Origin of the sequence: Rhodopseudomonas palustris, assembly GCF_034479375.1 — a bacterium.
Classification (GTDB): Bacteria; Pseudomonadota; Alphaproteobacteria; order Rhizobiales; family Xanthobacteraceae; genus Rhodopseudomonas; species Rhodopseudomonas palustris_M.
In genome coordinates this window covers 3,354,719-3,379,704 of sequence record NZ_CP140155.1, presented here as the reverse complement: position 1 = coordinate 3,379,704, position 24,986 = coordinate 3,354,719, and the positions used below count along the sequence as shown (strand labels likewise).

24 protein-coding genes are annotated in these 24,986 nt (G+C 67.5%); 11 read left to right on the top strand and 13 right to left on the bottom strand.

The features are described 5' to 3' along the window. The first annotated feature begins 47 nt into the window (after positions 1-47). Positions 48-557 carry a PRC-barrel domain-containing protein gene (locus tag SR870_RS15340; protein WP_322514402.1) on the top strand — a complete coding sequence of 170 codons (510 nt, stop codon included), beginning with the start codon at positions 48-50 and terminating at the stop codon, positions 555-557. Position 558: 1 nt separating this feature from the next. Then, positions 559-1,854: an MFS transporter gene (locus SR870_RS15335; protein ID WP_416221167.1), complete on the top strand. Its 1,296-nt coding sequence runs from the start codon at positions 559-561 to the stop codon at positions 1,852-1,854. 23 nt (positions 1,855-1,877) lie between these two features. On the opposite strand, the gene SR870_RS15330 is transcribed toward SR870_RS15335, so the two are convergent. Together SR870_RS15330 and SR870_RS15325 are read right to left on the bottom strand one after the other, a co-directional pair. Then, complete coding sequence (locus SR870_RS15330; protein WP_322514401.1) at positions 1,878-2,078, bottom strand: hypothetical protein; 201 nt, start codon at positions 2,076-2,078, stop codon at positions 1,878-1,880. Between the two features lie 488 nt (positions 2,079-2,566). Then, positions 2,567-3,424 (bottom strand): VOC family protein, encoded by an 858-nt coding sequence (locus SR870_RS15325; protein ID WP_322514400.1) that lies wholly within the window; start codon positions 3,422-3,424, stop codon positions 2,567-2,569. 119 nt (positions 3,425-3,543) lie between these two features. On the opposite strand from SR870_RS15325, the gene SR870_RS15320 reads away from it, so the two are divergent. Continuing rightward, positions 3,544-4,845 carry an FAD-binding oxidoreductase gene (locus SR870_RS15320; protein WP_322514399.1) on the top strand — a complete coding sequence of 434 codons (1,302 nt, stop codon included), beginning with the start codon at positions 3,544-3,546 and terminating at the stop codon, positions 4,843-4,845. A 338-nt stretch (positions 4,846-5,183) separates the two neighbouring features. Here the strand turns inward: SR870_RS15320 and SR870_RS15315 are convergent, their stop codons facing one another. The 6 genes from SR870_RS15315 to cysD all read right to left on the bottom strand — a co-directional run bounded on the left by SR870_RS15315 (position 5,184) and on the right by cysD (position 13,182). Then, complete coding sequence (locus SR870_RS15315) at positions 5,184-6,821, bottom strand: ABC transporter ATP-binding protein (protein WP_322514398.1); 1,638 nt, start codon at positions 6,819-6,821, stop codon at positions 5,184-5,186. After that, complete coding sequence (locus SR870_RS15310) at positions 6,818-7,648, bottom strand: ABC transporter permease (protein ID WP_322514397.1); 831 nt, start codon at positions 7,646-7,648, stop codon at positions 6,818-6,820. The genes SR870_RS15315 and SR870_RS15310 overlap by 4 nt, the downstream gene beginning before the upstream one ends. A gap of 4 nt (positions 7,649-7,652) precedes the next feature. Further along, positions 7,653-8,630, bottom strand: a complete 978-nt coding sequence (locus tag SR870_RS15305; protein ID WP_322514396.1) for an ABC transporter permease — start codon at positions 8,628-8,630, stop codon at positions 7,653-7,655. Between the two features lie 24 nt (positions 8,631-8,654). Continuing rightward, positions 8,655-10,271, bottom strand: coding sequence for an ABC transporter substrate-binding protein (locus SR870_RS15300; protein ID WP_322514395.1), 1,617 nt, complete (start codon positions 10,269-10,271; stop codon positions 8,655-8,657). A gap of 156 nt (positions 10,272-10,427) precedes the next feature. Beyond that, on the bottom strand, positions 10,428-12,344 hold the full coding sequence (gene cysC / locus SR870_RS15295) for an adenylyl-sulfate kinase (RefSeq protein WP_322514394.1): 1,917 nt from the start codon (positions 12,342-12,344) through the stop codon (positions 10,428-10,430). Between the two features lie 43 nt (positions 12,345-12,387). Further along, complete coding sequence (cysD, locus tag SR870_RS15290) at positions 12,388-13,182, bottom strand: sulfate adenylyltransferase subunit CysD (protein WP_322518280.1); 795 nt, start codon at positions 13,180-13,182, stop codon at positions 12,388-12,390. 368 nt (positions 13,183-13,550) lie between these two features. On the opposite strand from cysD, the gene SR870_RS15285 reads away from it, so the two are divergent. The 5 genes from SR870_RS15285 to SR870_RS15265 all read left to right on the top strand — a co-directional run bounded on the left by SR870_RS15285 (position 13,551) and on the right by SR870_RS15265 (position 18,477). After that, positions 13,551-14,285, top strand: a complete 735-nt coding sequence (locus SR870_RS15285) for a phosphoadenylyl-sulfate reductase (RefSeq protein WP_322514393.1) — start codon at positions 13,551-13,553, stop codon at positions 14,283-14,285. Positions 14,286-14,409: 124 nt separating this feature from the next. Then, the gene (locus tag SR870_RS15280; RefSeq protein WP_322514392.1) at positions 14,410-15,399 is read left to right on the top strand and encodes a sulfate ABC transporter substrate-binding protein; all 990 of its coding nucleotides are present in this window, start codon (positions 14,410-14,412) and stop codon (positions 15,397-15,399) included. Positions 15,400-15,670: 271 nt separating this feature from the next. Continuing rightward, positions 15,671-16,507 carry a sulfate ABC transporter permease subunit CysT gene (cysT, locus tag SR870_RS15275; protein ID WP_322514391.1) on the top strand — a complete coding sequence of 279 codons (837 nt, stop codon included), beginning with the start codon at positions 15,671-15,673 and terminating at the stop codon, positions 16,505-16,507. Positions 16,508-16,511: 4 nt separating this feature from the next. Then, positions 16,512-17,441 carry a sulfate ABC transporter permease subunit CysW gene (gene cysW / locus SR870_RS15270; RefSeq protein ID WP_322514390.1) on the top strand — a complete coding sequence of 310 codons (930 nt, stop codon included), beginning with the start codon at positions 16,512-16,514 and terminating at the stop codon, positions 17,439-17,441. Continuing rightward, positions 17,431-18,477: a sulfate ABC transporter ATP-binding protein gene (locus tag SR870_RS15265; RefSeq protein ID WP_322514389.1), complete on the top strand. Its 1,047-nt coding sequence runs from the start codon at positions 17,431-17,433 to the stop codon at positions 18,475-18,477. Before cysW ends, SR870_RS15265 begins: the two co-directional genes overlap by 11 nt. Before the next feature lie 195 nt (positions 18,478-18,672). Here the strand turns inward: SR870_RS15265 and SR870_RS15260 are convergent, their stop codons facing one another. Beyond that, the gene (locus SR870_RS15260) at positions 18,673-19,530 is read right to left on the bottom strand and encodes an alpha/beta hydrolase (protein ID WP_322514388.1); all 858 of its coding nucleotides are present in this window, start codon (positions 19,528-19,530) and stop codon (positions 18,673-18,675) included. A 173-nt stretch (positions 19,531-19,703) separates the two neighbouring features. Between SR870_RS15260 and SR870_RS15255 the strand changes: the two genes are divergently transcribed. Continuing rightward, complete coding sequence (locus tag SR870_RS15255) at positions 19,704-20,129, top strand: metalloregulator ArsR/SmtB family transcription factor (RefSeq protein WP_322514387.1); 426 nt, start codon at positions 19,704-19,706, stop codon at positions 20,127-20,129. A gap of 18 nt (positions 20,130-20,147) precedes the next feature. Here SR870_RS15255 and SR870_RS15250 read toward each other — a convergent pair whose 3' ends face one another. Next, positions 20,148-20,516 (bottom strand): rhodanese-like domain-containing protein, encoded by a 369-nt coding sequence (locus tag SR870_RS15250; protein ID WP_322514386.1) that lies wholly within the window; start codon positions 20,514-20,516, stop codon positions 20,148-20,150. A 22-nt stretch (positions 20,517-20,538) separates the two neighbouring features. Continuing rightward, positions 20,539-21,669, bottom strand: coding sequence for an NAD(P)/FAD-dependent oxidoreductase (locus SR870_RS15245; RefSeq protein WP_322514385.1), 1,131 nt, complete (start codon positions 21,667-21,669; stop codon positions 20,539-20,541). 194 nt (positions 21,670-21,863) lie between these two features. Here SR870_RS15245 and SR870_RS15240 point away from each other — a divergent pair, with 194 nt between their 5' ends. After that, positions 21,864-22,478, top strand: a complete 615-nt coding sequence (locus SR870_RS15240; RefSeq protein ID WP_322514384.1) for a class I SAM-dependent methyltransferase — start codon at positions 21,864-21,866, stop codon at positions 22,476-22,478. Between the two features lie 18 nt (positions 22,479-22,496). Here the strand turns inward: SR870_RS15240 and SR870_RS15235 are convergent, their stop codons facing one another. Together SR870_RS15235 and SR870_RS15230 are read right to left on the bottom strand one after the other, a co-directional pair. Further along, entirely contained in the window at positions 22,497-22,889 is a 393-nt protein-coding gene (locus tag SR870_RS15235; RefSeq protein WP_322514383.1) for an ArsC/Spx/MgsR family protein, read from the bottom strand. 12 nt (positions 22,890-22,901) lie between these two features. Next, complete coding sequence (locus SR870_RS15230; protein WP_322514382.1) at positions 22,902-23,525, bottom strand: DUF2478 domain-containing protein; 624 nt, start codon at positions 23,523-23,525, stop codon at positions 22,902-22,904. Between the two features lie 235 nt (positions 23,526-23,760). Here SR870_RS15230 and modD point away from each other — a divergent pair, with 235 nt between their 5' ends. Then, positions 23,761-24,609 carry a ModD protein gene (gene modD, locus SR870_RS15225; protein ID WP_322514381.1) on the top strand — a complete coding sequence of 283 codons (849 nt, stop codon included), beginning with the start codon at positions 23,761-23,763 and terminating at the stop codon, positions 24,607-24,609. Positions 24,610-24,986 lie beyond the last annotated feature (377 nt).

Sequence of the window (24,986 nt, the reverse complement as noted above, 5' to 3'; positions counted from 1 at the left end):
GCGGTCGGTTCGCTCAGGCGCCCGGCGCGCCATCGTGGAGAGGCTCGATGCACATCCGGTTCAGTGCTGCGTTCGTCATCGTGGTGATCACCAGCGTCGTCTCGGCGGGACTACGCGCCGATCCGGCCGAGCCGGCGAAACCGCCGGAGCCGCCCAAACAGGCCGAGCCGGTCAGGCCGGCCGCCCCGGCGAAGGCCGATCCGCCGTCGGTGACGGTGATCAGTTCCGACGATGCCCGCGGCGTGCTCGGCCGCGAAGTCCGCAGCGCCGCCGACGAGGACATGGGCCGCATCGTCGATATCGTGGTCGACAAGGACGGCAAGCCGCGCGCCGCCATCATCGATTTCGGCGGCTTCCTCGGCGTCGGCAGCCGCAAGATCGCGGTGGACTGGGCCGCGCTGAAATTCGCCGCGATTGCCAGGAAGGAGGACAAGATCTCGCTGGGGCTGACGCGCGATCAGGTCCGCGCGGCGCCGGAATACAAGGACGATCAGCTCGTCGTGGTGCTCGGCGCCTCGGGCAAGCTGTCGCCGCTCGAGTTCGGCCCGGAGAAGTAGGCTGGGCACGCCGCTTCCCGATCACGAGGCCGCGCCGCGCGCCGACGATAGCGCCGCGCGCGAGGTTGCGCCGGATCCACCGCGCGCGCCGTCGCAACAGAGCCAGCGCGGGCTCGACTGGTTCATCTTCTTTCTCGCCGACGTGCAGACCGGTTTCGGCCCGTTCATCGCGGTGTATCTCACCACGCAGAAATGGACCCAGGTCGAGATCGGGCTGGTGCTGTCGGTCGGCGGCATCATCTCGCTGATCGGGCAGATGCCGGGCGGCGCCATCGTCGACGCCGCGCGCGACGAACGGAAGGTCGCAGGCTTTGCGGTGGCGGCGATCGGCGTCGCGGCGCTGGCCTATGCGGCGATGCCGATCTTTCCGGTGGTGATGCTGGCCGCGACGCTGCACGCGGCCGCGAGCTGCGTGCTCGGGCCGTCGATCGCGGCGATCAGCCTCGGGCTGGTCGGCCGCTATGCTATTGGAGAACGTCTCGGCCGCAATGCGCGCTGCGCTTCGCTCGGCAATGGCGTCGCCGCCGCGGTGATGGGCACGGTCGGCTATCTGCTGTCGAGCCGCTCGGTGTTCTTCGTCACCTGCCTGCTGGTGATCCCGACGCTGATCGCGTTGTCGCGGATCAGGGGACATGAAATCGACTCCGCCCAGGCGCATGGCGCGGCAGCGCGGCAGGCGCCGGCGGGCTTTCGCACCGCGGGCCTCGCGAGCCTGCTGCGGCAGCGGCCGTTGCTGGTGTTCGCCGGCGCGATGCTGACGTTGCAACTCGCCAATGCGGCGATGCTGCCGCTGATGGCGAGCGCCGTCACCACCCGCTCGAGCGACTCCGCGCCGGCGCTGATCGCGTTCTGCATCGTGGTTCCGCAGGCGATCGTCGCGCTGTTCTCGCCGACGGTCGGGCGCCTCGCGCAATCGATCGGCCGCAAGCCGCTGCTGTTCGCCGGCTTCGGCGCGCTGGCGATCCGCGGGCTGCTGTTCGCGACCGTGACCGATCCGTATCTGCTGGTCGCGGTGCAATTGTTCGACGGCGTCACGGCGGCGGTGTTCAGCGTGCTGGTGCCGCTGATCATCGCCGATGTCGCGTTCGGCAGCGGCCATTTCAGCTTCGCCCAGGGCGTCGTCGGCACCGCCAGCGGCATCGGCGCGTCGCTCAGCACCGTGACCGCCGGCTTCGTCGCGGACAAGTTCGGCAGCCCGGCGGCGTTCACCGGGCTGGCCGCGGTCGCTGCGGTCGGATTCCTCGTGGTGTGGCTGCTGATGCCGGAAACCCGGCGGGTCGAGCCGGCGCGGGACTGAGGCCCGCGTCGGCACTCAGCGCGTCACGCCGCGGCTCTGCGCAGGCTGCGGCTCTCCTCGGCGCAGCGCATCGCGGCCTTGTGCGCAGCGACCAGCGAGCCGAACGACTGCCGCTCGAGGCTGTCGAAGTCGCGATGTGCGGCGAAGAAGCAGAAATTGCGGCCGTCGCGGACGACGATGCCCGCGGTGCGTGAGCTCACTTCGATGACGTAGGCGTCGGACATGATCAGTCACTGGCAAAGCCAGCGCTCCCGGAAATCTGCGATCGATGAATGGTGATGACGCTTGCGCGCTTTGGACGTCAGTCGAGTGAGCCTCGACAGCGGCAGCAACGCAGACAATCGGCAGATAGTTCCGTTCCGCTCGCGTGATTCGTGCGACCTTCGGTCATGCGTGCATCTCCAACAATCAGGAGCCCACGAACCACGTCGTGGCGCTTTAGCGATTCAATCCGCGGCGCAAGCTGCTCCGTCAAATCCCGCGATTCGACCCGAACCGGATCGAACACGGAAATCCTGCCAGATGTCGGCGTGCAGTCAATCGGTTCAGGAAAATAAGTGCGTTATGCCCTGCAGGGTTGCATCGGCGAAACGTCGCGGACGGGACGATTTCGTCGCGGAGAATTTTGTGTCGGATCAATGCAGGCCGTCGACGCGCGTGCGCGTCGCGGTGCGGATCGAAGCTGCGACCGCGGGGCGGTCGAGCGGTGCGCTCAGCGCGCGACGAACACCAGCAGCACGCCGTTGGCCGCACGCGGCGGCACCACCAGACGGTCGCCGATCCTGACGCCGGCGGCGCCGATCGCCTGTTCGGTCGCGGCCAGATCGGCGACCGCGATGATCAGCCCGGCGCCGCCGCGCTCCGGCACGCCGTCGAGCGACACGCCGGGATATTGCTGCGCCAGCACATCACGCGCCACGAAGGCGAATTCGGCGCGGTCCGAGCCGGACGGCACCACGACGCTGCCGTCGGGTTCGGAAAACTGCTCGCCGTCGATCAGCCGCAGCAGGTGGCGGGCGTCGCTCTCCGGCCGCGGCGCGGTGACGATCACCCGGACGAGACCGGTCGCGCCGTTGGCGTGGCGCTGCAATTCCGGAATCCACACGGTATCGCGGGTGTGGTGCTGGCAGGCGAAGATCCGCAGCCCGGCGGGCGCCTCGGTCAGCGGCCACTGGAAGATGCTGAACCGCGCCTCGCCCTCGCCGCCGCCCGGCAGCGGCACCGGCCGGCCGAAATCGATCGGCCCGACGGCGTCGAGCCCGAGGTCGCGCAGCTCGTCGGCGCCCTTGGCCGCATCGGTGGTGGTGAAGGCGATCCGCTCGATGCCGTCGCCGCGTTCGGCGAGAAAGGCGCGGCTCGGCGCGTTGTGCTCGGTCGGGCTCAGAATGCCGAGCAGCTCGATATAGTCCTGCCCGAACATGATGGTGTAATTGCCGGAGCCGAGCGCGGGGCTGTGGGTGCCGCGCGGCGACAGCGTGAAGCCGAGCCGCTGCCAATTAGCCGCAGCCGCATCCAGATCGCCGACCATGACCACGGCGTGATCGATTCCAATGACATATTGCAGTGACACGCTGGCTCAACTCCCCAAAATTCTTGCATATAAGGCTAGCGAGATCGCCGCGGTGCCGCAACCCGACGCAGGTCGGATGCCCGATCAGGCGCTGTTGAAATGTTGGAAGGAATCCGAGCATGACGACTGAATTCCGCTGGCCGGACTCACTCTGGCATGCGGTGACGCCGCCGGGGCCGGAGCTGCCCGAGCTGCGCGGCACTGAAGCGGCCGATGTCGTGGTGATCGGCGCCGGCTTCAGCGGGCTGTCGACCGCGCTGCATCTGCGCGAGGCCGGCATCGACGTCGCCGTGGTCGAGGCCGCCGAGCCGGGCTGGGGCGCGTCCGGCCGCAACAACGGCCAGGTGATCCCGACGCTGTCGCGGCCCGATCCGGAGGACATCGTCGCCAAGCACGGCGCCGCCGGCGAGCGGCTGGTGGGCCTCATTCGCGACAGCGCCTCGATCCTGTTCGACGTGGTGAGGCGCCACGGCATCGACGCCGAGCAGGAGCAGAACGGCTGGGTGCAGCCGGTGCATTCGCCGGGGCGGATCAAGATCGCCGAGCGCCGCGTCCGGCAATGGTCGAAATTCGGCGCGCCGGTCGAATTGCTGTCGCGCGACCAGATCCGCGCCATGCTCGGCTCCGACGCCTGGTTCGGCGGCTTCCAGAACAGGACCGGCGGCCATATCAATCCGCTGGCGCTGGCGCGCGGGCTGGCGCGCACCGTGCTGGCGCAAGGCGGCCGCATCTTCGCGCGCTCGCCGGCGCTGAGCATCGAACGGCAGGGCGACCGCTGGATCGTCACGACCGCGCAGGGCGAACTCAGCGGCCGCGCGCTGGTCGTCGCCAGTAACGCCTATACGGGCGAATTTTCGAAGACGCTGGCGCCTTCGATCGCCGGCGAGGTGATGCCGGTGCGGTCGTGGCAGATGGCGACGCAGCCGCTTAGCGACAACGTGCGCAAGAGCATGATCCCGGGCCGGCAGGCGATGTCGGATACGCATGGCGAGCTGATCTTCGGCCGGTTCGACGCGCGCAACCGCTTCGTCACCGGCGGCGCGATCATCCGGCCGTTCAATCAGGCCGCGACCTTGCGGGCGCGGGTCGGCAAGCGGCTGCAGAATCTATGGCCGCAGATCGGCGAGGTGCGGTTCGACTACGTCTGGAACGGCTTCATCGGCATGACGACGGACTACCTGCCGCACATCCACCGCCTCGGCCCCAATGCCTATGGCTGGACCGGCTGCAACGGCCGCGGCGTCGCGCTGTCGATCGCGCTCGGCGACGAATTGTCGAAAGCGGTGCGCGGCGTACCGGATGGCGAGCTGGCGCTGCCGTTCACCGAGCCTGTGCCGATCCCCGCCAACGAGCTGCTCCGCCCGTTCGCGCCGCTGATGATGGTGTTGTACCGGCATCGCGACAGCAAGGAGATCGCGTAGTTCGCGTAGCGTTGAGAGGCAGGCCCAGATGCGATTCTGCGCCCACCTCTCAACCGTCATGCCCGGGCTCGTCCCGGGCATCCACGTTCTCGAGCCGTGCAGCGTTGGAAGACGTGGATGGCCGGGACAAGCCCGGCCATGACGGGTGGAGAATGCGACCCTGAGTTTACAACAGGCACAACCTCATGGTGAGGAGGCGCGAAGCGCCGTCTCGAACCATGCGCCGCCGGCACCTGCCTCCTCATCCTTCGAGACGCCCGGCTGCGCCGGGCTCCTCAGGATGAGGAGGCAGTGTGCGCTCAAAAGCTGCCTGGCGATCCGATCAATCGGTAAGCGCGCTACACCACCGGCTCGACCGGATGGCTTCGCGCGAAATCGCCGCCCGGGATCGAGGCCAGCAGCGCCTGCGTATACGGGTGCTGCGGCGCGTTGAAGATGTCGCCCGCCGGGCCGTGTTCGACGACTTCGCCGTCCTTCATCACCGCGACGAGGTCGCAGATCTGCGCGGCGACGCGCAGGTCGTGGGTGATGAAGATGATCGACAGACCGAGCCGCTCGCGCAGGTCGGCGAGCAGCCGCAGCACCTGCGCCTGCACCGAGACGTCGAGCGCCGACACCGCTTCATCGGCGATCAGCACGTCGGGCTTCAGTGCGAGCGCGCGGGCCAGCCCGATGCGCTGGCGCTGGCCGCCGGAGAATTCGTGCGGCAGGCGGTCGCCGGCCGATGGATCGAGCCCGACCAGCGCGAACAGCTCGCGCGCCTCGGCGATCGCCTGCTTGCGCGGCGTGCCGTGGATGATCGGGCCCTGCGCAACTAATTCCTCGGCCTTGTGGCGCGGGTTGAGTGAGGCGAACGGATCCTGAAACACCATCTGCATGTGGCGGGTTTCGCGGCGGACGTCTTCGCGCGGCATCGTCGCCCAGTCGCGGCCGTCGAGCAGGATCGAGCCGCCGTCGGGATCGAGCAGCCGGATGATGCAGCGCGCCAGCGTCGACTTGCCGGAGCCGCTTTCGCCGACGATGCCGAGCGTGGCGCCGCGCGGCAGTTGCAGCGAGACTGACTTCACGGCGTGGGTGACGCGCGTGCCGCGGCCGAGGAAGCCGCCGGTGCGGAACGTCTTGGAGACGTTGTCGATGCCGAGAATAGTCTCGGCCGCGATCGGCCGCGGCGGCGGCGCCGTCAAGGGTGGCACCGCGGCGATCAGTTGCCGCGTGTAGGGATGCTGCGGACGGTGCAGCACGTCGTCGGCCGCGCCCTGCTCGACGATGACGCCGTGCTGCATCACCGCGACGCGATCGGCGATCTCGGCGACGACGCCGAAATCATGGGTGATGAACAGCACCGCGGTGTTGCGGCGATGCTGCAATTCGCGGATCAGCGTCAGGATCTGCGCTTGCGTCGTGACGTCGAGCGCGGTGGTGGGCTCGTCGGCGATCAACAGCTTCGGGTCGAGCGCCAGCGCCATCGCGATCATCGCGCGCTGGCGTTGCCCGCCGGAGAGCTCGTGCGGATAGGCATCGGCGGCGCGCGCCGGATCGGGGATCCGCACGTCTTCGAGCAGCGCCAGAACCTTGGCGCGGATGTCCTTCTTCGACAGATTGGTGTGGATGCGGAACATCTCGCCGATCTGGTCGCCGATGCTGCGCAGCGGGTTGAGCGCCGTCATCGGCTCCTGGAACACCATGGCGATGCCGGCGCCGCGCACCGCGCGCATCTCGGCGGCGCTGGCCTGCGCCAGATCGCGGCCCTCGAACAGCACGCGGCCGCCGTCGAGGTCGACGCCGCCGGGCAGCAGCCGCATCACCGCATTCGCCATGATCGATTTGCCGGAGCCGGACTCGCCGACGACGCAGAGGATTTCATCGGCGGCGATCGACAGCGAGGCGTCGCGCACGGCGTGGCTGCGGTCGGCGCCCTTGGGCAGCCGGACGCTGAGCTTGTCGAGTGTCAGGACGGCGGGCCTGGTCTCCGTCATCGTCCCTTGAGCCTCGGATTGAGCGCGTCGTTGAGGCCCTGTCCGACCAGCGACACCGCCAGCACGGTGAGCAGGATGGCGATGCCGGGGATCGCCGCGACGTACCATTGCACGCGCAGCACGTCGCGGCCGAGCCCGATCAGATTGCCCCACGAGGCGACGTTGGGATCGGACAGCCGCAGGAACGCCAGCGCGCTTTCCAGCAGGATCGCCACCGCCATCACCACGCTGGCATAGACGATCACCGGGGGCAGCGCGTTGGGCAGGATCTCGCCGAGGATCAATTGCAGATCTTTCATGCCCAGCGTGCGGCCGGCCTGGACGAATTCGCGGTTGCGCAAGCTGAGGAATTCGGCGCGCGTCAGTCGCGCCGGCGCCGGCCACGACACGATGCCGACCGCGATCGTCACCGTGGTCAGCGTCGAGCCGAACACCGCGACCAGCACAAGTAACAAAACGAAGTTCGGCAGGATCTGGAACGCCTCGGTGATGCGCATCAGCACGGTGTCGACCCAGCCGCCGAAATAGCCCGCGAAGGCGCCGATCAGCACCCCGATCACTACCGCGATCACGGTGGCGGCGCCGCCGATCAGCAGCGCGATCCGGGCGCCGTGGAAGATCTGGGCTGCGATGTCGCGGCCGGAATTGTCGGTGCCGAGCAAAAAGCGCGGATTGCTGAACGGCCAGATCAGCGGCCGGCCGGCGAGCGACAAGGGATCGCGCGGGTAGAACCAGCCGGCACTGATCGCCATGCCGATCACCACCAGCAGCAGCAGCAGGCCGACGATCGCGGCGGGGCTGCGGAAGTAACGCTTGATCGCATCCATCGCTTTACGTCCCGGCCGAGATGCGCGGGTCGAGCCGCGCATACAACAGGTCGACCAGGAAGTTGACGGCGATCACCAGCAGCGCCGAGACGAACACGATGCCGAGCAATGTGTTGAGGTCGCGCTGCACCACCGATTCATAGGCGAGCCGGCCGAGGCCGGGCAGCGAGAACACGCTCTCGACCACCACCGAGCCGCCCAGCATGGTGCCGGCCTGCAGCCCGATCAGCGTCACCATCGGCAGCAGCGCGTTGCGCAGCACGTGGCGCACCACGATGCGGGTCTCGTCGAGGCCCTTGGCGCGGGCGGTGCGGACGAAATCGAGGTTGAGCACTTCCAGCATCGAGGCCCGCATGATGCGTAAGTAGATCGCCAGAAAGATCAGCCCCAGCGTCAGCGTCGGCAGCACCAGATGGCTGGCGATGTCGAGCGTCCGCGCCAGCCCGGTCGAGGCCGCGCCGATGTCCTCGAAGCCGCCGGCCGGCAGCCATTGCAGATAGACGGAGAACACCACGATCGCCATCAGGCCGAACCAGAAGGACGGCGTCGCGTAGAAGATCAGGCCGAGCGTCGAGATCAGCGTGTCGGGCCATTTGTTGACGCCGCGCGCGGCGATCACGCCGAGCACGAGGCCGGCGAAGAACGCGAACGACAACGATGCGGTCATCAACAGCAGCGTCGGCGGCAGCCGCTCCAGAATCACGGTGGCGACCGGCTTGCCGTAGATCGACGAGAAGCCGAGATCGAACCGCACCAGCCGCCACAGATAGTTGCCGAGCTGCATCGGGATCGACAGGTCGAGCCCGTAGAACTGCCGCAGCTCGCGCGCGGTCGCGGCGTCGCCGCCACCCATCTGCGCCATCATCGCGTCGACGGTGTCGCCCGGCGCAAATTGCAGCAGCAGGAAGATGCCGATCAGGATCAGCAACAAGGTCGGGATCGAGGCGGCGAGTCGCCGCCCCGCAAGATTCAGGATACGCATGACTCTATCTTGGCGGAGTTGGTGCTATTCGGCCAGCCAAAGATCGTGCCAGGTCGACGACGCCCAGCGCGGATTGTTGGAGGCATTGCGTGCCTTCGCCGAGATCACCGTGACGAATAATTGTTCAATCGGCATCCACAGCGGCAGCTCGCCATTGGCGCGGGTGACGAAGTCGGCATACAGCGCCTTGCGTTTGACCGGATCGACTTCGGTGGCGGCGTCGTCGATGATCTTGTCGATCGCCTCGTCCTTCCAGCCCCATTGATTGGTCCAGGGCGCGCCCTTGGGCTGGCCGGAGCGGTACCACACCGTGGTCGAGACCGCCGGATCGTTGCGATACTGATGCCAGCCGGTGGCGAGGTCGAAGGCGTGCTCGTCATAGACCTGCTTGAGGAAGCCGCCGCCGTCGTTGCGCACCACCTCGACCTGGATGCCGACTTCGCCCAGCGACTGCTGGATGAAGGTCGCCCACAGCGAGATGTCCTCGCCCCACGGCGCGGGCAGCAGCCGCAACGTGAGGCGGTTGCCGCCGGCGGCCGGCTTCAGCCCGGCCTCGTCGAGCAGCGCGATCGCCTTCTTCTTGTCGTAAGCGTATTGCGGCGTGTTCGGGCCGGGATAGAAGTCGGTCGAGGTCGAGGGGATCGGGCCGGTGCCGAGCTTGGCGAAGTCGCCGAGGAAGTTCTCGATGAAGAACGGCACGTTGATCGCGTGCGCGATCGCCTGGCGGACGCGGATGTCCGACAGCTCCTGGCGGCGGAAGTTGAACTCCAGCGTGTTGGTGCGGGCGTTGCCCTCGTTGCCCTTGGTCGAGACGATGAAGCGCTTGTCCTTGCCGAGCCGCGCCATGTCGGAGATCGTCAGACCCGAGAACGGGCTGAGATGCAGGCTGCCGGCTTCGAGCTGCGCCGCCGCCGCGGCGCGGTCGGTGATCACACGCCAGACGATGCGGTCGAGATAGGGCGCGTTCGGCCGCCAGTAATTGTCGTTGCGGTCGGCGATGATGTACTGGCCGCGCTCGTATTTGTTGAACTTGAACGGGCCGGTGCCGATCGGCGCGAGATTGACCGGGTTCTGGCGGATATCGCCGGTCTCGTAGATGTGCTTCGGCGAAATGTAGCCGAGGTCCGGCAGCGCGCGCAGCAGCAGGTTGAGCGGCATCGGCCGCTCGTAGCGGAAGATCGCGGTCTGCGGATCGGGGGTGTCGACCGCGGTCAGGAACAGTTGCAGCGTCGATCCGTAGTTCAGGATCTTCTTCCACATGTTCAGCGCGGTGAAGGCGACGTCCTCGGACGTGAACGGCTTGCCGTCGTGCCAGGTCACGCCCTTGCGCAGCCGGAAGGTGATGGTCTTGCCGTCCGGCGTCGATTCCCAGCTCTCCGCCAGCACGCCGACCGGATTGCCGGCGGCGTCGAGATCGACCAGCGGCTCCTGGATCTTGCCGCCGATGATGTAGACGCCGGTCGAGGCCTGCAAGCTGGGGTTGAGCTGGCGCTGCTCGGCGCCGTAGTGAACGTTGAACACCCCGCCCTTGCGCGGCGTTTCCTGCGCGAAGGCCCGCATCGGATTGATCACGTTGGCGGCGATGGCGGCCGACGTCATCAGGACGGTCCGGCGGTTGATCTCGATGCGCGACAAGGCCATGCGGTCTCCTGGAGTGATGCTGCAGTGCGGGGCGGACCCATCAAACGATAAGGGGCCGCCGCTGATCAAGCCATTTCTAATTGCGGCCGGCCCCGGCAGATTTCTGCTGCCGGATGCGGATGGCGTGAATGATCAGTTTCGGCGGGCCGAAGACGATCAGATATTCGCGGCGAGATCGACAAGTTCGTCGACCAGCACGCCGCTGCGCGCCAACATCGCCTCGATCGTGTCGGCGGCCTCGGCCACGGTCAGCGCCGAGGTGTCGATCACCAGTTCGCTCGCGGTCGGCGGCTGATAGTCGTTGCCGATCCCGGTGAAATTCTGCAGCGCGCCGGCGCGCGCTTTCGCATAGTGCCCCTTCGGGTCGCGCTGCTCGCAGATTTCGGCCGGCGTCGCGACATGGATTTCGCGGAAGCGATCGCCGGCGATGCGGCGCGCGGCGGCGCGATCATCCAGCGCCGGCGACACCGCGGCGACGATCGCGATATGGCCGTTGGCGGCGAGATGCGCGGCGATCTCGGCGAGGCGGCGGATGTTCTCGGCGCGGTCCTGCGGCGCAAAGCCGAGGTCGCTGTTGAGCCCGGCGCGCAGCGTGTCGCCGTCGAGCAGGATCGGCGAGCCGCCGCGATCGAACAGCCGCCGCTCCAGCGCTTTCGCCAGCGTCGACTTGCCCGAGCCGGGCAGGCCGGTGAACCACAGCACCGCGCCCTTGTGCCGGAAGCGCGCAGCGCGCTCGTCCGGCCGCAGCGCGGATTCCACCGGCACGATGTCGGCGGTGGCGGCGCGCTGGCCGCTATCGACGCTGAGCACCAGCCCGCCGCCGGCGATCCGGCCGCCGACCTCGATCACCAGCCGGCCGCTGCGCGGGAATTCGTCGGCCTGATCGGCCGCCACCGGCTGCGCCAGCGACAGGTCGATCTCGCCGACATGATTGCGCTTGATCGCGGTGGCCGCCTCGCTGGCGAGATCGCCGGGATCGACCGCCTTCTCGATCGCCACCACGGTGGCGCGGGTTTCGCGGGTGCCGAGCCGCACCAGGATCGACGCGCCGGCTTCGAGCGGTTGATCGTGCAGCCAGAAGATCCGCGCGCGCAGCCGTCGCGTATCACGCGGCGCCGAGCCCGCATGCGCGATGACGTCGCCGCGCTCGATGAACAATTCGCGGTCGAGCGTGATGCCGACCGAACGGCCGGCGCCCTGCGGGCCTTCGACCGGCGTCGCCGGCCAGCTCTCGACGGTCTTGATCTTCGCGATCTTGCCGGCCGGCATGATGACGATGTCGTCGCCGGCTTGCAGCTTGCCGGACTCGATGCGGCCGGCGACGATGCGGCGATCGTCGAATTTGTAGATCGCCTGCACCGGCAGCCGCAGGGCGAGCTGATCGAGCGGCTGCGATGGCGTCAGCGAATCCAGCGCCTCGACCACGGTCGGGCCGATGTACCAGTTGATATTGTCGGTGCGCTCGGCGACGCCGTCGCCGTCGCGCGCCGAGATCGGGATCACCGCAGTGGGCGTGACGCCGAGCCCGATCAGATGGGCGCTGATCTCGTCGCTGATCGCGCCGAAGCGCTCGGCCGAGAAGTCGACGCGGTCCATCTTGTTGACGACGACGGCGACCTGCTTGATGCCGAGCAGTTGCAAGAGATAGCCGTGCCGCCGCGTCTGGTCGCGGACGCCTTCCAGCGCGTCGATGATCAGCACCGCGCCGTCGGCCTGCGAGGCGCCGGTGATCATGTTGCGCAGGAATTCGGCGTGGCCGGGCGCGTCGATCAGCACCACGTCGCGCGAGCGGGTGCGGAACGAGATCTGCGTGGTGTCGATGGTGATGCCCTGGTCGCGCTCGGTCTGCAGCGCATCCAGCAGGAACGACCATTCGAACGGCATGCCGCGCCGGGCGCTGACTGCCTTCAGCATTTCGAGCTTGCCGTCGGGCAGCGAACCGGTCTCGTGCAGCAGGCGGCCGACCAGTGTCGATTTGCCGTGGTCGACATGGCCGACGATGACGATGCGCACCAAGGGGCGGGTGGTGCCGTTCGGCGTGGAAAGCGTGGCGGGCGGGACGGCGATGGTCATGGCGTCACTCATTGTCGGGAATCACTTGGTGCGAAGTCACAGCTCACAGATAGCCGGCGACGCGCAGCCGCTCGAACGCGTCTTCGGTCTCGTGATCGAGCGCGCGGCCGGCGCGTTCCGGCACCTTGGTGGTCTGCAATTCGTGCAGGATCTCGTCGATCGACGACGCATTCGACGACACCGGGAAGGTGATGTCCTGATCGCCCAGCGAGCGATAGCGCTTGCCGTTCTGCGACAGATACAGCGGGATGATCGGGATGTTCTCGCGCTTTGTGTAGGCCCAGATGTCGGCCTCGGTCCAATGCAGGATCGGGTGAATACGCAGATGAGCGCCGGGCGGCGGCGAGGCGTTGAACTGATCCCAGAATTCCGGCGGCTGGTCGCGCACGTCCCATCCGCCCTCGGTGCCGCGCGGCGAGAACACGCGCTCTTTGGCGCGGGTCGCTTCCTCGTCGCGGCGGATGCCGGCGATCAGTCCGTCGAAGCCGTATTTGGCGAGCGCGAGTTTCAGCCCTTCGGTCTTGCGCGCCGCCGAGCGCGCCGCCGGCGGCAAAGTCGGGTCGACGCTGTCGATCGGCGGGCAGGGATCGACCCGCAAATCGAGATCCCACTCTTTCGCGTAGTGCTCGCGGAAGGCGTACATCTCGGGAAATTTCTTGCCGGTGTCGACGTGTAGCGCCGGGAACGGCACCTTGCCGAAGAACGCCTTGCGCGCCAGCCAGATCATCACATTGGAGTCTTTGCCGAGCGACCACAGCAGCGCCAGCTTCTTCAGCCGGGCAAAACCTTCGCGGAAAATGTAGATGCTCTGCGCTTCCAGCGCGTCGAGATGATCCATCGGGCGGAGCCGTTCGCGCGGGTCGAGATCGGCGAAGGACACCGGCTCTGGGATGCGTGTTTCGCGTGCGGCAGAGGTCATTCGCGGCTCCCGGAATGGCAGTCCCGGATTGCGCCGGGATGGTCGTGATGGCGCGGCCGGGACGTCGCCTTGATCATCAGGAGAACGATCATCTCTGCCGCAGGCTGGTAAGGGATAGAATTTCTCTCAAGAAAGCCGCCAATAGGAAGAATAATTTTCTATCAATCTGGCTTGCAAGATACTTAGATAGAAAATAATTCTAGTCAATCCTCCTTCGGATCATTCGGCACCGGCAGTCGCGGTTTTGCTGTTTGAATGGCTGCCGCGGCGATCAGGACGTAACGAGCATGAGTGAATTGGCGCAGTCCCTGTCTTCGCGATCACCGAGTCCGTCCGAGATCCGCGCGCGCGATCTGGATGCGGCGCTGCGCAGCGCGTCGCCGCCGGAGATCATCGCCGCGGCGCTGCGCGAGGTCGGCCGCGACAGGCTCGCGCTGGTGTCGTCGTTCGGCACCGAATCGGCGGCGCTGCTGAAGGTGATGGCCGACGTCGATCCGGCGATCCCGGTGGTGTTTCTCGACACCGGCTGGCTGTTCGCCGAGACGCTGGCCTATCGCGACACGCTGATCGATCAGTTGGGGCTCACCGACGTCCGATCGATCAAGCCGCTTGACGCCGATCTCGACCGCGACGATCCGGCGCGCGATCTGTGGTTCTCCGATCCGGACCAGTGCTGTTTCATCCGCAAGGTCGAGCCGCTGCGCCGCGCGCTGGCGCCGTTCGATGCGTGGCTCAACGGCCGCAAGCGGTTCCAGGGCGGCGTGCGCGCCGAGATCCCGGTGGTCGAAGCCGACGGCGTCCGGCTCAAATTCAATCCGTTCGCCAACGTGTCGCGCGAGGACATCGCCGCGATCTATGCGCTCGGCAGGCTGCCGCCGCACCCGCTGCTGGCATCGGGCTTTCTGTCGGTCGGCTGCATGCCGTGCACCAGCCGCGCCGATTCGGACCAGGATACGCGCTCCGGCCGCTGGCAGGGCCGCGGCAAGACGGAATGCGGCATTCACACGATGAAGACGTCGTAGCAGATTGCTGTCGCAACGACGCCAACATTGAAATCCGGTTTCGTTGACTTGATCGGGTTTATTCCTGAGTTTCGCAGCTCCGCCGCTGACGACGACGGCGTCGTCCGGTCCATGGAGATCTGAAATGTTTCGCCGAATGATGGCTCTGTTCGCCGGCCTTCTGGTCGCGAGCTCCGCGCATGCCGCGGACGTGACGCTGCTCAACGTGTCGTACGATCCGACCCGCGAGCTCTATGCCGAATTCAACAAGGCGTTCATCGCGTCCTACAAGCAGGAAGCCGGCAAGACCGTGCAGATCAAGCAGTCGCATGGCGGCTCCGGCTCGCAGGCGCGCTCGGTGATCGACGGCTTGCAGGCCGACGTCGTCACCATCGCGCTGGCCTACGACATCGATGCGATCGCCAACAAGGGCTTGCTGGCGAAAGATTGGCAGAAGCGGCTGCCGGACAACGCTTCGCCTTATACCTCCACCATCGTGTTCCTGGTGCGCAAGGGCAACCCGAAGGGCATCAGGGATTGGGACGATCTGATCAAGTCCGGCGTCAGCGTGGTCACGCCGAATCCGAAGACCTCCGGGGGCGCGCGCTGGAACTATCTGGCGGCCTGGGGCTACGCATTGAAGACATACGGCTCGGACGACAAGGCGCGGGAATTCGTCGGCAACATCTACAAGAACGTCCCGGTGCTCGACACCGGCGCCCGCGGCGCGACGATGACTTTCGTCCAGCGCGGCGTCGGCGACGTGCTGCTGGCCTGGGAGAACGAGGCGTTCCTGGCGGTCAAGGAATTCGGCAAGGACAAGTTCGAGATCGTGGCACCATCGCTGTCGATTCTCGCCGAGCCGCCGATCGCGGTTGTCGACAGCGTGGTCGACAAGAAGGGCACCAGGGTGGTGGCCGATGCCTATCTGAAGTATTGGTACACACCGGAAGGTCAGGAAATCGCCGCACGGAACTTCTATCGTCCGCGCGATCCCGAGGTGGCGAAGAAGCACGCCGATTCGTTCGCAAAGGTCGAGCTGTTCACCATCGACGAGACCTTCGGCGGCTGGACCAGGGCGCAGGCCGAGCACTTCGCCGAAGGCGGCGTGTTCGACAAGATCTACAAGAACTGAGCGGCGCGCGGGTCGCAACGCGATCGCTCATTGGGGGTGACATGCTTCGCAGCAACGGCAGCGCGCTCCCTCTCCCCCGCGGGGAGAGGGGTGGGGTGAGGGGGCGTCTCGACGAGTCTGAGCCTATGCGGGCGATCTTCAGCGCCTCCCCACGTCATTGCGAGCGGAGCGAAGCAATCCAGAAGCCTCACGCCCGAGACTGGATTGCTTCGTCGGCTTTGCCTCCTCGCAATGACGGCGCAGGTCGCAATGACGGCGCGCAGGTGACACTGTGAGCGCGATCGCACGACGACGGTCGCTGCCCGGGTTCGGCCTCACCATCGGCCTGACCCTGATGTGGCTGTCGCTGATGATCCTGATTCCGCTGGCCGGGCTGTTCGTCAAGACCGCCGAACTCAGCCCCTCGGAATTCTTCGCGACGGTGACGGCGCCGCGCACGTTGCACGCGTTGAAGATCTCGTTCGGCCTGGCCTTCGCCGCCGCCTGCGTCAACCTCGTCGCCGGGGTGCTGATCGTCTGGGCGCTGGTGCGCTATCGTTTCCCCGGCCGGCGGATCTTCGACGCCATCGTCGATATTCCGTTCGCGCTGCCGACCGCGGTGGCCGGCATCGCGCTGACGACGCTGTTCGCGCAGAACGGCTGGCTCGGCGCGCCGCTCGCCGAACTCGGCATCAAGGTGGCGTTCACGCCGCTCGGGATTTTCCTGGCGATGGTGTTCATCGGGATTCCGTTCGTGGTGCGCACCGTGCAGCCGGTGCTGATCGACCTCGATGTCGAGATCGAGGAAGCCGCCGAATCGCTCGGCGCGTCGCGTTGGCAGACCATCCGCCGCGTCATCCTGCCGTCGCTGGCGCCGGCGGTGATGACCGGCTTCGCGCTGGCCTTCGCCCGCGCCGTCGGCGAATACGGCTCGGTGATCTTCATCGCCGGCAATCTGCCCAACGTCTCGGAGATCGCGCCGCTGCTGATCGTGATCCGGCTGTCGGAATTCCGCTATGCCGACGCCACCGCCATTGCGGTGGTGATGCTGATCTTCTCCTTCCTGATCATTCTCGTTCTGAACCGGCTGCAGCATTGGGCGCAGACCCGGTCGCTGGCCGGAGCGTGACGCGATGACGCTGGTCGCGACCACGCCGGTGCGGCGCTCCGCCCGCAAGCCCGCCGCCGCCACCGCAGCAGCCGCTGCCGGCACGGGACATTCGGCGCGGCGCCCGACGCACAGCGAGCCGGCCTGGGTGCGCCTGCTGATCATCGGCTTCGCCGTGAGTTTTCTCACCGTCTTGGTGGTGCTGCCGCTGATCCTGGTGTTCTCGGAGGCCTTGTCGAAGGGCGTTTCGTTCTATCTCGATGCGCTGGCCGAGCAAGAAGCGCTGGCGGCGATCCGGCTGACGCTGGTCGCGGCGGCGATCTCGGTCGGGCTCAACCTGGTGTTCGGCGTGATCGCCGCCTGGGCGATCGCGAAGTTCGAATTTCGCGGCAAGACGCTGCTGATCACGCTGATCGATCTGCCGTTCTCGGTCAGCCCGGTGATCTCCGGCCTGGTGTTCGTGCTGCTGTTCGGCGCGCAGGGCTTCGTCGGCCCGTGGCTGATGGCCCACGACGTGCGGATCCTGTTCGCGCTGCCGGCGATCGTGCTGGCGACGACCTTCGTGACCTTCCCGTTCGTCGCGCGCGAACTGATCCCGCTGATGCAGGAGCAGGGCCAGCACGAGGAGGAAGCCGCGATCTCGCTCGGCGCCAGCGGCTGGCGAACGTTCTGGCGGGTGACGCTGCCGAACATCAAATGGGGCCTCTTGTACGGCGTGCTGCTGTGCAATGCGCGGGCGATGGGCGAGTTCGGCGCGGTGTCGGTGGTGTCGGGTCACATCCGTGGCGAGACCAACACCATGCCGCTGCTGGTCGAAATTCTCTACAACGAGTATCAGATGGTCGCCGCCTTCGCGATCGCCTCGCTGCTGGCGCTGCTCGCGCTGGTGACGCTGATCGTCAAGACAATCCTGGAAGGCCGTATCGAGGAAGGGCTGCACACCGATGACCATTGAAGTCCGCAATATCGTCAAGGAATTCGGCAGCTTCCGCGCGCTCGACAATGTCGACCTGCGGGTCGAGACCGGCGAGCTGATGGCGCTGCTCGGCCCGTCCGGCTCCGGCAAGACCACGCTGCTGCGGATCATCGCCGGGCTGGAATGGCCCGACGCCGGCTCGATCGCGTTCGACGGCGAGGACGCGCTGGCGCGCGGCGCCGCCGAGCGCCATGTCGGCTTCGTGTTCCAGCACTACGCGCTGTTCCGGCACATGAGCGTGTTCGAGAACGTCGCCTTCGGGCTGCGGGTGCAGCCGCGCAAGATCCGCAAGAGCGAGGCGGAGATCAGGAAGCGGGTCGGCGATCTGCTCGATCTCGTCCAACTCGGCTGGCTCGCCGACCGCTATCCGAACCAGCTCTCCGGCGGCCAGCGCCAGCGCATCGCGCTGGCCCGTGCGCTGGCGATCGAGCCGCGCATCCTGCTGCTCGACGAGCCGTTCGGCGCGCTCGACGCCAAGGTGCGCAAGGAACTACGCGCCTGGCTGCGCAATCTGCACGAGGAGATCCACGTCACCTCGATCTTCGTCACCCACGATCAGGAAGAGGCGCTCGAAGTCGCCAACCGCGTGGTGGTGATGGACAAGGGCCGGATCGAACAGATCGGCTCGCCCGGCGACGTCTACGAGCGCCCGGCCTCCGCCTTCGTGCACGGCTTCATCGGCGAGTCCATCGTGCTGCCGGTCGAGGTGCAGGATGGTCGCGTCCGGCTCGGCGATCGCGTGCTCGACCTCGCGCCGACCGACACGGCCTCCGGCCCGTCGAAGCTGTTCGTCCGCCGCCACGACGTCGCGGTCGGGCCGAGCGGCAGCGGCGTGTTCGAGGGCGCCGTCAAGTCGGTGCGCGCGTTCGGCCCGATGCAGCGCGCCGATATCGTGCTGCAAGGCGTCGGCGGCGACACGCTGGTCGAGATCGACGCGCCGCGCGATCACTCGCTCAAGGTCGGCGACCGCATCGGCCTGCAGCCGCAGCGCTACCGGATTTTTGCCGACCGCTGAGAGCATGATCCCGAAAAGTCGCCGCAGGCACAACCTCATGGTGAGGAGGCGCGAAAGCGCCGTCTCGAACCATGCGCCGCCGGCCATCATCTGTCGCCCCATCCTTCGAGACGCCCGGCTTCGCCGGGCTCCTCAGGATGAGGGGGCAGTGCATCTGGCAAGGGCCATACCGCTTCGATCAATCGATGAAACGCTCTATCCGAGCAGGAATTCGCGGATCAGCCGCAGCACCTCGTCGGGCCGGTCGTGCTGCAGCCAGTGGCCGGCGCCGGCGACGGTTTCGGCGCGGGCCTGCGGGAAGTAGTCGGCGATGCCCGCGGCGGCCGCGTCGCCGAGAAAGCTCTCGCCGGCGAACAGCAGCAGCGTCGGGCAGGCGATGCGGCCCCACAAGGCGACGTGATCGTCCGGCCACAGCCGGTGCGGCGCCATCACCCGCTGATACGGATCGAACTTCCAGGAGTAGCTGCCGTCGTCGTTCTGCTTCACGCCGTACGTGGCGAGATGCAGCGCCAGCTCCGGCGCCAGCCGCTTGTTGTGCGCCTGCATCTGCGCCGCGGCCTCGGCGATGTCGCGATAGCGCCGCGGCTCGCGCTGTTCCAGCGCCTCGAGCTGGCCGATCCATTTGCGGGTGCGCTCGTGCACCGGCGGCTTCGCGGCATTCGGCAGCACGGTGACGCCGTCGAGCACCACCAGCTTGGCGATCTGCTCCGGAAAGGCGCCGGCATAAATCAGGCTCACCATGCCGCCCATCGAATGGCCGATGATCGTGATCGGCCCGCGGCCTTCGAACGCCGGCAGCCGCGTCAGGTCGTAGACATATTCCGGCAGGCTGTAGCTGCCCCCCAGCGTCCAGTCGGAATCGCCGTGGCCGCGCAGATCCGGCGCGACGACGTGGAAGTCCGGCCGCAGCGACCGCGCCAGATGATCCCAGCTCCGGCCGTGGTCGCGGCCGCCATGGATCAGCAGCAGCGGCGGCGCGGTGTCGTTGCCCCAGTCGGCGTAGTGAAGCCGCAGCCCGTGCGACCGATAGAAGCGACTTTCCGGATTCTGCATGGTCTCTCGCGGGTGAATCTGCCGGGCCGTCGCGCGCGGGGCGCGATGACGCGCCATGGTGGCGCGACAACAGGCTTGCTCGGACGACAATGTGTTGCAACATCGGATCGATCGTCGGATTATCCTGCGAGCGGTGAATTTCCAACTCCCTATTCCTGCAAGAGGCGAACTTGATGTCCGTGCCGAAGCGAGCCCGAAGGCCATCGACCGATGGGCTGAGGGATGTCGACACCAGCGATCTGCGCGACAATGCGAGGGTCGCCAGCGAATTTCTCAAGACCTTGTCGAACCCGTCGCGGCTGGTGATGCTGTGCCTGCTCGCCGAGGGCGAGAAGTCGGTGTCGGAACTCGCCGCGACGCTGGACGAGCGTCAGCCGACGGTGTCGCAGCAGCTCGCGCGGCTGCGCGGCGAGCGGCTGGTGGAGACCCGTCGCGACGGCCAGCAGGTGTTCTATTCGCTCGCGAGCGAGGAAGTCCGCAGCCTGATTCTCGCGCTTCACGCGATCTTCTGCGCCAAGCCGCGGAGCAAGGCGGCCAAGGTCACGGTGCTGCGGCCGGTCAAGGCGGTCGCCGCGAAGAAGACCTCCGCGCGCCGGTAGTCCGGATCGCGGTGACGATCAGTCGGTGTTGCCGCCGAACAGGCGCTTGAACAGGCCCGGCGGTTGCGGGCCTTTGACGGTGTCGAAGCCGGCCTTGCGCCACGCCAGAATGCCGCCGCCCAGCACATAGGGCTCGCAGATTCCGTTAGCCTTGGCGGCGATCTGGCCGGCATACATCCGCGTCCGGCCGCCGGAATGGCAGAAGAAGATCGCCTTGCGGCCGCGCGCGTCGTGCAGGTCGCCGTGCCTGAAGCCGGTCAGCGGCAGTTCGATCGCGCCGTCGATGCGCTCGCGCTCGATCTCGTGGCGCTCGCGGACATCGACCAGCACCGCGCCGGCGTCCAGCAACCGCTGCGCCTCGATCGGCGATATCGTTTTCACACCCATCATCGGCTCCCGGCGGGCTGCATCAGCGGAACGTCGTCAGATAATGCCGTTCGAACAGCCGCTTCAGCCAGTGGAACAGCTTCATCTTCGGCCCGACGAAATTGAACTTCTCGTTGCGGAACACCAGCATGCCGGAATCCAGCGTGTCGACGATGCACACCAGCTCCGGCTTGAACCGCGTGGCGGGCTCGGCGCCGGTCTCGACCGCGGCGATGTTCGCCGCCACCGCGAGCGCCTGCAGGTCGGCCTGATGCGCCTGCTTGGGCATCCAGTCCGGGCCGGGGAACGACCCGGCGTCGCCGGCCACCCAGACGTTCGGCAGCCCCTCGACGCGGCAGCATTCGTCGGCCTTGATCATGCCGCCCGGCGACAGCGGCAGTTCGGTATTCGCCAGCCATGCCGGGCCGGTCAGGCCCGGCATGAACAGGATCAGATCGGCGTCGATCTCGCCGCCGCCGTCGAGCACGACCTTTCGCTCCTCGATGCGCAGGATCTTGCGGCCGAGCTGCGTGGCGATGCCGCGATCCTTCATCTCCCGCAGCAGGCCGTCGACGGCGCGTTCGCCGAGCCGCGCGCCCGGCCGTGCCGCTGGGCTGAAGAACACGATCTGGAACCCCGGCCGCTTGCCGCGCTGGCGCAGCAGCGTGTCGATGATGAACAGGAACTCGAACATCGGCCCGCCGCGCATCGCGCCGGGCTCGTCCGGATTGGTGGCGAAGCCGACCGCGATGGTGCCGCCCTTCATCGCGTCGAGCCGCCGGCCGATCTCCTCGCCGACCGCGATGCCCTCGCACGGGATCAGCGCATGCTCGATGCCGGGCAGCTTGCGGATGAAGCGGGCGCCGCTGGCGACGATCAGATGATCGTTCGCATAGTCGCCACGATCGGTCTCGACGACGCGGCCGCCGTCCTTCAGTCCCGTCACCGAGCCCTCGACGAAATCGATCCGGTGCTTTTGGAAGAAATGCGCCAGCGGCACTCTCAGCCGCGCGCCGCTGCGGATGCCGGCCGGAATCCAGATCGTGCTCGGCAGGAAATGCAGCTCGCGCCGCGGCGAGATCATCGTGATCGTCGCATCGACCTTGCGCTTGCGCAGCGCGCGGGCCGCGGTGAGCGCCGCGAAGCCCGAACCGATGATGGTGATGTTGGTCATCCCTGGCATTCCCATTGGCGTCGGCGGCCTCCGCCTCTGCGCCCGGTTGCTCGCATGGCCGCGCCAAAGCGTCTGTGACGATGTCACCGCGGCCGCGTCCGATGGCTGCCATCGACGGATCGGGGATTGCGCCGGACCGCCGGCGCGGCCTAGCCTGCGCTGCGTGCTTGCGTGATGGGAAAGTCGGGACGCTGATGGCATCGGACGAATTCAACCGCTGGGAAGGCCGGTTCGCGGTCGAGGACTATGTGTTCGGCACCGCGCCGAACGCGTTTCTGGCGTCGTGCCGGGACATCCTGCCGAAGCAGGGGCGGGCGCTGTCGATCGCCGACGGCGAGGGCCGCAACGGCGTGTTCCTGGCGGAGTGCGGATTGTCGGTGCTGTCGGTCGACTTCTCGCCGGCCGCGCAGGGCAAGGCGCAACGGCTCGCCGCCGAGCGCGGCGTCACGATCGAGACGCAGACCGCCGATCTGCTGAGCTGGGACTGGCCGGGCGGCTTCGATATGATCGCCGGGATCTTCTTCCAGTTCGTCGAGGCAGAGCAGCGCCCGCGAATCTTCCAGGCGATCCGCGACGCGCTGAAGCCGGGCGGGTTGCTGCTGATCGAGGGCTATCGGCCGAAGCAACTGATCTACAAGACCGGCGGCCCGAGCCGCGCCGACAATCTCTACACCCACGAACTGCTCGAAGTCGCATTCGGCGATTTCGACAATCTCAGCATCCGCGAGCACGACAGCGAAATCGCCGAAGGCAGCGGCCATGTCGGGATGTCGGCGCTGATCGACCTGATCGGCTGGAAGCCGAAATAACGGTAGGCCCGCCGCGAACTACTCCATTGCGCAGCGATCGGTCACCGGAATGTCGGTGTGTTTGAGGCCGATCCAGGCGTCGACGGTCGGCTGATCGAAGCCGGACTCGCGGCGGTCGCCGGCCTGCAGCAGCGGCCGGCGGATCAGCAGCGGGTCGGCGATCATCAGCGCCAGCGCCGACTCCTCCGTCAGTGCAGCAAAGTCGATCGCGCCGGCTTTCACTTTCGGCGACGACGCGTTGAACCATTCAGCCAGCGGCTTGCTGCCGAAGAACGGCCGCAGCGTCTCCGGCGTCCAGGTCTCGCTCAGCAGATTGCGCACATCGAGCTCGTGGCCCGACGCGACCAGCAACGCCTTCTGCAACGCGTTGCCGACGCAACCGGGCTTTTCGTAGAACACCAGAACAGCCATTTGCTCGCTCCCTCAGCAGATCGTTCGCCACAGCCAGTCACGGTCGTCGGGCTGCCGGTCGGTGGTGCCGGTTCGGCCCTGCGCGCAGAGCGCTGCGGTGCGCTCCGAACTCGCCTCGCGCCACCACGCCTCGACGGCGGCGCGCGTGCACGGCAGTTCGGCGCCACCATCGCCGATGAAGTCGCGCCAGGCCTCGGCGCATTTCTCCGGCACCGCGGTCAGCAGCGGCCGCCCGGCGACGATCGCCTCGGCGAACTCGCTGCGCAGCCCGTGGCCGGTGGCCTCCTGTTTGGAGAATTTGTTGATGACGACGAGCGCGACCTCGGCCGCGACGGCGCGGCTCACCGCCTGCGCCGACTCCGCGAGCCCGGCGGCGTCGAGCTTGCACGATCCGGCGCCGCCGCCGAGCGTCTGCGAGATGCCGATCGCCTGCCCGGTCATCAGGTCGATCAGTTGCATGTCGGTCCTGCGGCCGGACGCGTCCTTGACGTTCCGCTGCACCACGCCGCCGAGCCGGTCGCCGGCGCGCAGCCGGTCGAACGCGAACGCCGCCAGCAGGCCGTCGACGTCGTCCTCGGCGCGATAGACGATCGCGGCGATGCGCGGGGAGTCTGCCTCGGGCGGGGTCTCGGTCATGGCCTGCGTCCTTCGGTCGGCGGGGCGGGTCGCCGCTGATAGCAGATCAGCAATCTCCATGCCGGACGTTCCGACCATCGGGGGAGCGGCCAGCACGTTGATCCGACGGGTTTATTCGCCGTGGAGCGACATGATACCGCCGTCGCAAACCCGACAGCGTTGTATAATCATAGACACAACGGTCGCGACCGGGAATGGTCCTGACCCCTCCATTGCCCGCCTGAAGGATGACCCGATGCCCGCGGCCACCACCACCGAACTGGAGCGCCTGCTCGACGACGACGTCCCGCATGGCGACCTCACCACCGAGTCGCTCGGCATCGGCGCAGAAGCCGGGGTGATGGAGTTCACCGCGCGCGACCCGATGGTGCTGGCGCTGGCCGAGGATGCGGCGGCGATCCTGCGTCTGTGCGGCTGCGAGGTCGAACAGATCGCCGCGTCCGGAGACCGGCTCGCGCCCGGCGCGCCGATCCTGATTGCGCGCGGCGCGGCGTCCGGCCTGCTGCGCGGCTGGAAGGTGGCGCAGACGCTGATCGAGATCTGGTCCGGCGTTGCGACCGCCACCCGCGAGATCGTCGAGGCCGCGCGCGCGGTGTCGCCGTCGATCGCCGTCGCCTGCACCCGCAAGAACACGCCCGGCACCAAGCGCTTCGCGGTCGCCGCGGTGAAGGCCGGGGGCGCCGGCATGCACCGGCTCGGCCTGTCGGAAACCATCCTGGTGTTCGCCGAACATCGCGACTTTCTCGACGAGCCGCTGGGCGCCACCGTGGCGCGGCTGCGCTCCGCCGTGCCGGAAAAGAAGCTGGTCACCGAAGTGTCCTCGATCGACGCGGCGCTGGCTGCGGCGGTGGCCGGCTTCGACGTGCTGCAGCTCGAGAAATTCGCGCCCGCCGATGTCGCGGCGCTGGTCGCGCGGCTCGCCGAGACGCCGCTGCGCCCGGTGATCGCCGCCGCCGGCGGCGTCAACGCCGCCAACGCCGCGAACTACGCGCAGGCCGGCGCGCAGGTGTTGGTGACATCGGCGCCCTACATGGCGAAGCCGCGCGATGTGCAGGTGCGGATCAGGCGGGAAGCTACAAAGTAACGAGTTGAGACCCCAGGCACAGCGCGCCCCCTCTCCCGCCTGCGGGAGAGGGCCGGGGTGAGGGCGCGCCGAGCACCGCGCGCTCCCTCTCCCGCCTGCGGGAGAGGTTGCGCCGCGGCTGGGCGAAGGCGGTGTTGTGCCGTCATTGCGAGCGCAGCGAAGCAATCCAGAGGCCGCGCGTGCCGTGCTGAATTGCTTCGTCGCTGCGCTCCTCGCAATGACGGAGAGGCGGAGGTGATTGTGGGCGCGCGGACGAAGTAACAATCACAATCGTCATTGCCGGGCTCGACCCGGCATCCATCCTCTTTCCAAGAGATATGGATGCGCGGGCCTACGCCGCGCCGAAGGGGCTACGGCCCCGCAGGCGGGTCAAGCCC

Coding starts and splice junctions, on each gene's coding strand:
- SR870_RS15340 (WP_322514402.1), top strand. CDS start 48: ATGCACATCCGGTTCAGTGCTGCGTTCGTCATCGTGGTGATCACCAGC.
- SR870_RS15330 (WP_322514401.1), bottom strand. CDS start 2,078: ATGTCCGACGCCTACGTCATCGAAGTGAGCTCACGCACCGCGGGCATC.
- SR870_RS15320 (WP_322514399.1), top strand. CDS start 3,544: ATGACGACTGAATTCCGCTGGCCGGACTCACTCTGGCATGCGGTGACG.
- SR870_RS15315 (WP_322514398.1), bottom strand. CDS start 6,821: ATGACGGAGACCAGGCCCGCCGTCCTGACACTCGACAAGCTCAGCGTC.
- SR870_RS15310 (WP_322514397.1), bottom strand. CDS start 7,648: ATGGATGCGATCAAGCGTTACTTCCGCAGCCCCGCCGCGATCGTCGGC.
- SR870_RS15305 (WP_322514396.1), bottom strand. CDS start 8,630: ATGCGTATCCTGAATCTTGCGGGGCGGCGACTCGCCGCCTCGATCCCG.
- SR870_RS15300 (WP_322514395.1), bottom strand. CDS start 10,271: ATGGCCTTGTCGCGCATCGAGATCAACCGCCGGACCGTCCTGATGACG.
- cysC (WP_322514394.1), bottom strand. CDS start 12,344: ATGACCATCGCCGTCCCGCCCGCCACGCTTTCCACGCCGAACGGCACC.
- cysD (WP_322518280.1), bottom strand. CDS start 13,182: ATGGATCATCTCGACGCGCTGGAAGCGCAGAGCATCTACATTTTCCGC.
- SR870_RS15285 (WP_322514393.1), top strand. CDS start 13,551: ATGAGTGAATTGGCGCAGTCCCTGTCTTCGCGATCACCGAGTCCGTCC.
- SR870_RS15280 (WP_322514392.1), top strand. CDS start 14,410: ATGTTTCGCCGAATGATGGCTCTGTTCGCCGGCCTTCTGGTCGCGAGC.
- cysW (WP_322514390.1), top strand. CDS start 16,512: ATGACGCTGGTCGCGACCACGCCGGTGCGGCGCTCCGCCCGCAAGCCC.
- SR870_RS15265 (WP_322514389.1), top strand. CDS start 17,431: ATGACCATTGAAGTCCGCAATATCGTCAAGGAATTCGGCAGCTTCCGC.
- SR870_RS15260 (WP_322514388.1), bottom strand. CDS start 19,530: ATGCAGAATCCGGAAAGTCGCTTCTATCGGTCGCACGGGCTGCGGCTT.
- SR870_RS15255 (WP_322514387.1), top strand. CDS start 19,704: ATGTCCGTGCCGAAGCGAGCCCGAAGGCCATCGACCGATGGGCTGAGG.
- SR870_RS15250 (WP_322514386.1), bottom strand. CDS start 20,516: ATGGGTGTGAAAACGATATCGCCGATCGAGGCGCAGCGGTTGCTGGAC.
- SR870_RS15245 (WP_322514385.1), bottom strand. CDS start 21,669: ATGACCAACATCACCATCATCGGTTCGGGCTTCGCGGCGCTCACCGCG.
- SR870_RS15240 (WP_322514384.1), top strand. CDS start 21,864: ATGGCATCGGACGAATTCAACCGCTGGGAAGGCCGGTTCGCGGTCGAG.
- SR870_RS15235 (WP_322514383.1), bottom strand. CDS start 22,889: ATGGCTGTTCTGGTGTTCTACGAAAAGCCCGGTTGCGTCGGCAACGCG.
- SR870_RS15230 (WP_322514382.1), bottom strand. CDS start 23,525: ATGACCGAGACCCCGCCCGAGGCAGACTCCCCGCGCATCGCCGCGATC.
- modD (WP_322514381.1), top strand. CDS start 23,761: ATGCCCGCGGCCACCACCACCGAACTGGAGCGCCTGCTCGACGACGAC.